This window comes from Pinisolibacter aquiterrae (assembly GCF_019160155.1).
In the GTDB taxonomy this organism is placed as follows: Bacteria; Pseudomonadota; Alphaproteobacteria; order Rhizobiales; family Ancalomicrobiaceae; genus Pinisolibacter; species Pinisolibacter aquiterrae.
The window spans coordinates 106,493-115,370 of sequence record NZ_JAFNIH010000032.1 but is presented as its reverse complement, the minus strand read 5'-3'; the positions used below and the strand labels follow the sequence as shown (position 1 = coordinate 115,370).

The window sequence follows — 8,878 nt, the reverse complement described above, 5'->3', positions numbered from 1 at the left end:
AACTCAACATCCAGCCGACCCTGACGATCCGGCCGGGGTTCCCGGTCCGGGTCATCGTCAATCGTGATCTCGTGTTGGCGCCTTACGGAGGGCAGACGCCATGACCAAGTTGAAGCTCGGAGCACTTGTCGACGACCGACCGGTCAAGCTCACGGTCGAGCTGCCGGCCGCCTTGCACCGCTGCTGCTGGGGCTGAACCAGATTGCGATTTATCTTGCAGTGTCGGCATCCGGCATGCTCGGTGGAACGTAACCGGCCGATCTTGGCCGCCTTACCGGCCTGATGGGCGCGGGATAGTTTACGTCGTTGACGACGTCGTTATTGACGTCATCAAGGAGGTGAGCGGTGCGCCAGGAGATCCTGATCGGCCCGGAGCGACGGCGGCGATGGTCGATGGACGAGAAGCTGCGGGTTCTGTCCGAAGTCTCGGGCGACGATGCGGTCGTCGCGGAAGTTGCCCGGCGGCACGACATCACGCGACAGCACATCTATCAGTGGCGGCGCGAGGCGGTGAGGAAAGGCCTCTTGCCAGTCGAAGCGCCGCGGTTCCTGGCGATCGAAGTCGCCCCCGACGGTCCGCACGAACGAATCGATCCGTGCTCGGGGCCTGTGGCGAAGGCGGCAGGCCGGCTCGAGGTCGCGCTGCGCAACGGCCGGATCATCCGGCTCGGAGACGACGTCGACGACGGCAATCTCGCGCGCCTCATTCGGATCGTGGAAGCGGCATGATCGGACCGGGGACCGGCGTTCGCGTCTACCTCGCCTGCGGGGTGACCGACATGCGCAAAGGGATCGGCGGCTTGGCGGCAGCGGCCCAACAGACCTTGAAACAAGCTCCCGGCTCCGGCGCGGTGTTCGCGTTTCGGGGACGAAGAGGCGACCGGATCAAACTCCTTCACTGGGATGGGCAAGGGTTCTGCCTGTACTACAAGGTGCTCGAGAACGGCCGTTTCCCGTGGCCGTCGACGGCGGATGGGTCGATCGGACTGACGTCGGCGCAGCTGTCGATGTTGTGGGAGGGGATCGACTGGCGGCGGCCGGCGTGGAGCGCACCGCCGTCCCGCATCGTCTGATTATCGTGTCTTTCCAATGATATGCGTGGCGGATTCGGCGAGATTCCGCTAGTCTTCGAACATGACGAAGACGCCTGAAGATCTTCCCGATGACCCCGCCGCACTCAAGGCGATCATCCTCGCTCAGCGAGAAGAGAACGCGCGTCTGACGGTTCAGGTCGGCACTTGGGAAGCTCTGGTCGATGCGCTCAAGACCCGCATCGCATGGCTTGAGAAGCAGAAGTTCGGACGCAGTTCGGAGAAGATCCATCACGAAATCGATCAGCTCCAGCTCGCTCTCGAAGACCTCGAAGTGGCGATGGCCGCCGCCGGCCGGCTCCCGAAGGACGACGAGCCGGCCGCGCCCCCTTCCGGGCAGACGACGGAACAGCGGCGCCGTGGGGCGCCTCGGATCTCACCGAACGCGGAGCGTGAGCGGGTCGTCTTCGATCCCGGTGAACGCTGCCCGAAGTGTGGTGGCGAACTGCGCCTGATCGGTGAGGACGTCGCGGAGATCGTCGAATACGTGAAGGCGAAGCTGAGGGTTCTGGAACTGGCGCGGCAGAAGAAATCCTGCCGGGTCTGCGGGACCATCGTTCAGCCGGCGGCACCGACCCGCCCCATCGATCGCGGCATCGCCGGCGCGGGGCTCCTCGCCCACATCCTGGTCTCCAAGTTCGACGATCACCTGCCGCTCTATCGCCAGGCGGAGATCTTCGCCCGGCTCGGCATCGACATTCCGCGTTCGACGATGATCGACTGGTGTGGCGCAGCCATCGAGACGGTGAGGCCGGTCGCCGATCTGATCAAGACCGACATCATGACGGGGGATCGGCTGCACGGCGACGACACGCCGATCCAAGTCCTCGATCCCGGGCGCCGCAAGATCGACCCTGGCCTTCGTGCCGTGAAGGAGGGACGCATCTGGGTCTACGTCCGCGACGACCGTCCCTGGGCGGGGGAGAGCCCACCGGCGGCGGCCTACTGGTTCTCGCCCGACCGCAAGGGCGAGCATCCGCAGGGCTATCTGCGCGACTTCCGAGGCATCCTACAGGCCGACGCCTATGGTGGCTTCCAGAAGCTCTACGAACCGGGTCCCGACGGAGCCCCGCGCATTCGCGAAGCCGCATGCTGGGCGCATCTGCGGCGCGACTTCCACGACGTCTGGAAGGCGACCGGATCGCCGTTGGCCAAGGCGGCGCTCGATCTGATCGGCCGCCTCTACGACGTCGAGCGGGAGATCACCGGCACCACGGCGGAAAACCGTCGGGACATTCGTCAGTCACGGTCCATGCCGGTGGTCGAAGACTTCCGGGCTTGGTGCGACGCCCATCTGGCGCAGATTCCCGGCAAAGGCGACCTCGCCAAGGCGATCCGCTATGCCCTGCGGCGATGGCACGCGTTCACGCTCTTCCTCGACGACGGGCACGTGGCGATCGACAACAATCCCGCCGAGCGCGCCATCAGGCCGATCAGCATCGGACGGAAGAACTACCTCTTCGCGGGCTCGGACGCAGGCGGTGAGAACCTCGCCGACATCATGACGATCATCGAGACCGCCAAACTCAACGGCGTCGAACCGGAGGCCTACCTCACCGACCTCCTCGGCCGCATCAAAGACCACAAGATCAACCGGCTCGACGTACTCCTGCCGTGGAACTGGTCGCCCCTCACTCAGGCCGAAACAAAGGCCGCCTGAACGTCGACGACGGTGCTGGGCGGCCGGTTACGGTGGAACGGCCATCACTTGGTTTGGTCGCCACGCTCTTGGATTATTCAGCGCGGCATTCATCGGGGCCGGCCTGATTGTCGCGGAATTGGCGCATCGACGCATCGCACGGACTCTGAGCCCGCAGGCAAGTGCAGCCAAACCACTCTTCGCTGACGATGTGCACCGCTTCTTCCGATGGCGGGATGCCGTCTTCATCCTGTCTGTCGCTTGAGGGCGGCCGCGACCCTGCCCGTTGAGCCAGTCCTGATGTCCGTTGATCATCGGGTTAGGCTTTGGTGCCGGCTGTCTTACCCAGCTTCGCGTTGTATCTCGTCGAACAAGCCTGCGGCACGCACCTTGGCCACACTCTCAAGTCCGTGCTTTGCTTGTTTTGTCGAAGGACGGCGGCTCCAACCGCCTGCCGCATAGTTGGCGAGCGTCATGCAGATGCTGGCGAGCTTGAAATGAAGCACTCCGCTGCGTTGCCCGGCCTCGGCTGTCGCCACCCAGACCGCTGGCGGAATACGCATACATTCTTCGATCCGATCATAGTCAGCGACCTCCAAAGCTGGTCCACGCCATTCCGTCACAGCGCCGGCCATGTTTACTGAGGTACCGTTAAGCTCCACCGGGAGTGGATCCGACAGCGTCGGAAGGTGTTTGCGGACGTCAGTCCAGCAGTCCTCTTTCTTGAACCACTCGGTAGGATTGCGGCTACCAACACTGGCTCGTAGCGCCTGATCGATCAGCGGTGCCCAGATGGAGATGAGCGCCTCCATTTCTATCGACAGCCGTTGTTGACGCCATATCAGGTTGAAATCGATGCGACCACCCGTACGTTCGCCAAGCGCGGCGATTACGTACGCTACGATATTGGCGCCATACGCTGGAAACTTCATCGTTCGTACCAATCGCTCGGTCGTACGATATAGGATAGTGAGCGCAATCAGCCTCCGGAACCAAGCGGCGTCCGGAGGCGGAGCTATTTGTTCCTTGCGGCGTTGCATGAAAGCTTGAAAGTTCTTCTGACCGCCAAAAGCGACGCGCCAAGGTGAGCCATCCCATGCTGACAGATAACGCGCGAGGTCGAGCTTGCCGAAGCGTCGAGCCTTTGGCGTCTGCTCCCGGAAGGTCCGCTGCTCGGTTGTTCGGTAAGAAGCTTTTTGCTCGGCAGCGAGCCATGATCCGCGCGAGCGCTCATAGAACCAGCGACCGCGTCCGGTTTCGAGCCACTCATTGTTCGCCAGCGTCTCCACTTCGCGGTGGAACGGGTCGTTGGCCGAGAAGTCGGCCTGCTGCACGGTATTCTGTCGGTTTGCGGCCCGGGAGATGGAGGAGACCATTTGCTCCAGATCCCCCTCAGTCACTCGGATAATCTTGACCGGTACCTCCACCGCGCCAAGAGAGACGCCTTCCTTGCGCCGGGCCCGGTGAAGTGACGCTATCGTCTGTCCGCCATTGACGATCTGCAGGCCACGCAGGCCGGTCAGGTACAATGCACCACCCTCGCGCTCAAGCCGGACCTCGTCAGCAGTTGCAACTACGCCATTATTGAAAGCGAGAAACAATTCCGGCTGTTCGACCAGCGTGCGGCGCAGCTCGGCGTTCACCGACTTGCGACCAGAAAGCCCCAGGAATGCGCGCACGTTCAGCTCGAGGAGATGCGTGCCGTACCGATCATAGATTCGCGACAGCGCTTCCCCCGGAAAAGCTGCAAGGAAAGCCTCGTAATGCCCTGCGCCCGAAGCAACCGGCAGACAGGCGATACGATTACCGGCCAGAGCGACAACGTCAACGTCGATATCAGCACGGGTCTGACCTTCTCCAAGAACCCTATGTAGCCGAACTATGTCGTAAAGCTCGATTTCAACGGACTTTCCGTGACTCTCGACCGTCGCGGGCAGTGTGCCGCTGGCAATGCAGTCTGTCAGCACGAGTATCCGGAAGCGCTCGATGCGCTCGCCAAGCGCCGCTACGCGGCGAGCGAGATCCCCGGCTTCTGTGTTGGACGGCTCAATGCGGTCCGCTAGGCCGCCGATGCACGCGGCCACATAGGTGCCGGCCCTTTCGGCAGTCTTCAACAGGTCTGAGGTGGGAATCCGATGTGGCGGGAGGTCGCCCGAATAATGCGTTGCAAAGAGCGTCAATTGGCCAGCGTCCTCATCGATAGCATAACCGCTGATTCGGAACGGTGATCGTCCAACTTTCCCTTCCTGAGGGAGGTCAAAGGCCGCCTCGATGTGACCAATTTCCTCAAGCTCGTTAATGACGATGCGCGTGAAGAGCGCTTCAGTCGACGGGATGTCTATTGTCGGATCATCACGCGCCTCATCGACCTCGTCCGCCAGCGCGCGTGCGAATTCTGACGTCGCAATCTCACTCATTACGCGCGCCCCCCGAACGTGTCCAATACCGTTGCAGCATCGACGGTAAAGGCGACGAGCGCGCGCGCCTCAACCTGATAGGTCGCCTCGGCAATTCCGAGCGCTACATCGCTCCTTCGAAGCCGCGGAAAGCCATCGATGACCGCGTAACCATCAACGCCGGCGCAGGTGACCCGCGGCCCGGCATTCGTATCGTCGCTTGGCGCAAGACCGCGGCGCAATAGCGCATTGCGAAAGCCACTACGCGCCCGCTCGCCGGTCAGCCGCTGTTCGATCCTTGTGGTGATCTGGCCGAGCGTCTTGCCAATAGCCGATTCCACAAGACGGACGTGCATAACGTGCAGGGAGGTAAGACCTGCGTCGTCAAGTTGATCTAGCGTCGAAATATGGAGTTGGCGCGCTGCCCCCAGCGCAGTCTTGACCTCAAGACCGTGGCCGGAGACCTCGAAGTCATGCAAACCATCATCTGGAGCTTTCCAAGCGGCAACCGCCTCCGCGTTTTCATCCAACAGCCGATCGAGGACGAGGAGTTCTCCGATCAGGCCAATTATCTCGTTTCTCGAAAGGGCACCGGTCTGATCGCGTAAGAACGCTCGCCACGCGGCGAGACGTGCGGCGAGGACTGTGACCAATTCGACTTCGCCTTCATCTTCGGAGCGTAGGACGGAGCGGATGCAGTCGCTGCAAATTTCAGCGAAAAGATCACGCCGGGAGGGTTCTTCGAGCGAGAGGACAAGAAGGAGGCCTCGGGGATCTGCAACTCGCGACAGACGCAGGCCAGCGGTCTCGAAAGAAGAAATGGAAACGCCATCGTCACCCGGCAATGCAACAAGACAAGGCGCGCCGTCGGCTTCTCGCAGGGCCGCGCGGAGATCGAGTTGCGCCGGGCGGGAAAGCCGTCTGGTGCGATACATCCGGTCTCCCGAGGTTACAGCGGCCAGTTCATTCCACTCCTTCAGCAATGCCGCAGCATCAGGCGTTGTGCTCATGGCGCCGCCCGCTGCTGGACGGTGTTTTCCAGACGCCACTCGGACGAAGCTGTCGGCGAGGTCGGGAAGCTTACCACTACGCCCCAAAGCGGGATCCCAGGTTCGAGGCTGGCACCCGCTGGATCGATCGGATAGAGGATGAGCAGACCACGACGCGGATCTTCGCCGCGCACGTTTCGGATCCACGGTCCGGCGGGACGGTCGGCCGGCGGCTCGCCTTCGTCCGCAAGAATCTGATCGGTTTTTTCCTGCGCGCGGCGATATTGATCGTCACTCAGGTCGATGGCCTCGTCGAGTGGGCTGAGGATGGACTTGGTAATAAAGCGTGCTTCGGTCGAACGGGCAATCGGCGATCGGCGAACGCTGTTTAGGTCACGCCCGGCCACCTGAACAGTGGCTCCGACACCAGCAGGTACGAACACTGTCCAGTCGCTCAGCTCGCCCCGCTCGAGCTGCGTGGTGATGTAGCCCGCCATGCGCTTCCCATCGACGTCGCTACTCTCCGGTGGAAACGCCAAGGCCTCAAGCAGCGCGGCGACTCGGTTGCCACGAATATTTCGCCAGATGAATCCAGCGGCCCGGGGCCGGCCTCCCGGCCGGGCCGGATCGATCTCCGGCTCCCCCAGTTCCTCAAGCAGGCCGTCAACAGCCGCTGCGTTTGCGATGGCAGAATCGGTGTCCCGGTATTGCACCGTCTGGATCTTGCCTTCTCCGGCATAGGTGACCGGGCGGAGCACCGCATGCCGTCGTTTGTTAGCGGCCGTCACGTTCATGATGCTGTGGTCAGCGATGCTGAGACCGTAGAGCCTGGGCGTACCGGCAGTGACGCGCATATGTGCCAGTTGCGCGCGCAGGTCCTCGTTGACTGTTGCCAAATGCCGGAACCAAGTCTCCATATCGGTGGTGGTGTACAGCCGGCAGAGGTCGGCATAACCTCGGCGGTAACCAAACCAGCGCCCCATCTGCAGCAGGCTATCATACTGCCGGGAGACACGTAGGAAATAGCTGGTCGAGAGGCCTTCGAGTGTCAGCCCTCGTGACAGCTTGTCGCCACCGATGACGATGACCGAGAGGCTCTGCCCGGCAGCGTCGGCAGCGTCATAGTCGATGCCCGTGCGGCTGCGGCCGTTGGATACCGCGACCTGAATGCGGTCAGCTTCATCTCCAAGCCGTGCCGCGACCTCATCCCAGCCGATCCGCAGGACAGAACGTCCGAATACAGACGATGCCATCGCCTCTGTGGTCGGTTTGAAGTCCTCGCGCCACAGTCGTTCGAGCTTCGCCATTTCGATCGGATCGGCCGCAGCAATCGCATTGCGGATCGAACGAAGCTCCGCTTCTACCTGGGCATGGACTAGGTCATGGACATCCTGAAAGCGTGAAACATGCACCAGCATCGTCTTATGTGCATCGGATTGGCCGCGCGCGGCGCGTGCCGCGCTGCAGATGACAAAGCTGCGGATCGCCTCCGCTAGGCTCGGGGGGACACGCGTCTCGCTCCGGTATATCGGCCGCAACGTCTTATCGTGCGGGTCTGGAATCCAATTCTCCGCGGTCTGATCGAGATGGCGGGTGATTGGCAGTCCTTCTGCATCAACGTCATCGTCTCGACCAAACACCGCGAGTGGGCCAAAATAATCGTCAGGTGCTGAGAGCGAAACGATAAATGTCGAGGGGAACAGGTCGGCGCCGTAATCTTCTGCCGCACGTTCGTCATGGATCATGATGTTGGCGAAAGGCGTAGCGGTATAGCCGATATATGCGCTCCGCCTGAATGCGCCGAGCAACCTGCGGATTTCACCGTTTATACGTTTAGGATCGTAATCCTCGTCGAAGCTGCCATCTGGGAGAAAACCTTGATCGCCGGTATCGGGGGAGGCCTGATCTGCTTCGTCGTCGATAACCAGCAGTGGCGCGTTGCGGGACGCGTCCGGCAACCGTGCGATCCAGCGATTGAGATGCTTTAGGACCGCGCCGTTCTTTTTCACGACGAACACGAACGGTCGGTTGGCGGGCGCAAAGTTGGAATTCTGCGCGACCACTCTGTTAAAGTCACCGTTTAACTGGGACGTAGTGAGACTGTCGACCAACTGCACCGGTCCCGGCAGCAAACCGACGCCGATCGGCCGACGTCCTCCACCGGAAGCTACCCCGGCAGTGTCAAAGCCGAGGAAATCCTGGTCGAGACGCAGTTGTGTCTGGCGACGCAGGATATTGTGCATGCCCGCCAAAACGATGATCACGCGGTAGCCGGCGTCAGCGGCACGGTTGATGACGCCGGCATAGTGTGCCGTCTTGCCCGACTGAACATTGCCGACTACCAAGCCGCGCCAATCCCAGGGGCCGTCTCGTTCCGGATCATCGATCAGTTCGAGCACATCAGCGGTGCTTTCCTCAAGCACCTCGAGCGCTCGCGGCGCCCATCCGCTCTCGCTCAGCTTCTGCAGATAGCGCAAGAAAAAAGCACCCAGTCTACGACGCTCACCAAGATACCAGGGAGGAGGCTGCGTTTCACCTAGCAGCTGGATCGAGGGTCCCTGTGCGACCACAAACAGGGACTCAAGGTCCCGCGTCGCCGCTTCAATCTCGTCCCCGGTGAAACTGTGTCCGCTGGTAAGCCCCACAAGCGGGACTGAGGCGCGCACCACTGCCATGATCTCATCCGCACCCAGCGTACGGTCGGTAGCACGTGGTCCGAGCGCGACCCGGGCAGTGTTAGCAAGCTGTGTGACCGGATTCATC

General features: G+C 61.9%; 6 protein-coding genes and 1 pseudogene. 4 read left to right on the top strand and 3 right to left on the bottom strand.

Annotated features, from left to right (window positions below):
* Window positions 1-100 precede the first annotated feature (100 nt).
* From J3S89_RS13365 to tnpC, 4 genes and pseudogenes are all read left to right on the top strand, one after another.
* Window positions 101-181, top strand: a pseudogene (locus tag J3S89_RS13365) (DUF2274 domain-containing protein); the annotation flags it as partial.
* Window positions 182-345: 164 nt separating this feature from the next.
* The gene (gene tnpA, locus J3S89_RS13360) at window positions 346-729 is read left to right on the top strand and encodes an IS66-like element accessory protein TnpA (RefSeq protein ID WP_217928067.1); all 384 of its coding nucleotides are present in this window, start codon (window positions 346-348) and stop codon (window positions 727-729) included.
* A complete protein-coding gene (gene tnpB / locus J3S89_RS13355) occupies window positions 726-1,073 on the top strand; it encodes an IS66 family insertion sequence element accessory protein TnpB (RefSeq protein WP_217928066.1) in 348 nt (115 codons plus the stop codon). Before tnpA ends, tnpB begins: the two co-directional genes overlap by 4 nt.
* 61 nt (window positions 1,074-1,134) lie before the next feature.
* Window positions 1,135-2,751, top strand: coding sequence for an IS66 family transposase (gene tnpC / locus J3S89_RS13350; RefSeq protein WP_217928065.1), 1,617 nt, complete (start codon window positions 1,135-1,137; stop codon window positions 2,749-2,751).
* Window positions 2,752-3,071: 320 nt separating this feature from the next.
* Here the strand turns inward: tnpC and J3S89_RS13345 are convergent, their stop codons facing one another.
* From J3S89_RS13345 to J3S89_RS13335, 3 genes are read right to left on the bottom strand one after another with little or no spacing between them, the layout of a single operon-like run.
* Window positions 3,072-5,147, bottom strand: coding sequence for an AIPR family protein (locus J3S89_RS13345; protein ID WP_217928064.1), 2,076 nt, complete (start codon window positions 5,145-5,147; stop codon window positions 3,072-3,074).
* Window positions 5,147-6,136: a PD-(D/E)XK motif protein gene (locus tag J3S89_RS13340; RefSeq protein ID WP_217928062.1), complete on the bottom strand. Its 990-nt coding sequence runs from the start codon at window positions 6,134-6,136 to the stop codon at window positions 5,147-5,149. The genes J3S89_RS13345 and J3S89_RS13340 overlap by 1 nt, the downstream gene beginning before the upstream one ends.
* On the bottom strand, window positions 6,133-8,877 hold the full coding sequence (locus tag J3S89_RS13335) for a Z1 domain-containing protein (protein ID WP_217928060.1): 2,745 nt from the start codon (window positions 8,875-8,877) through the stop codon (window positions 6,133-6,135). The genes J3S89_RS13340 and J3S89_RS13335 overlap by 4 nt, the downstream gene beginning before the upstream one ends.
* Window position 8,878: the final 1 nt, after the last annotated feature.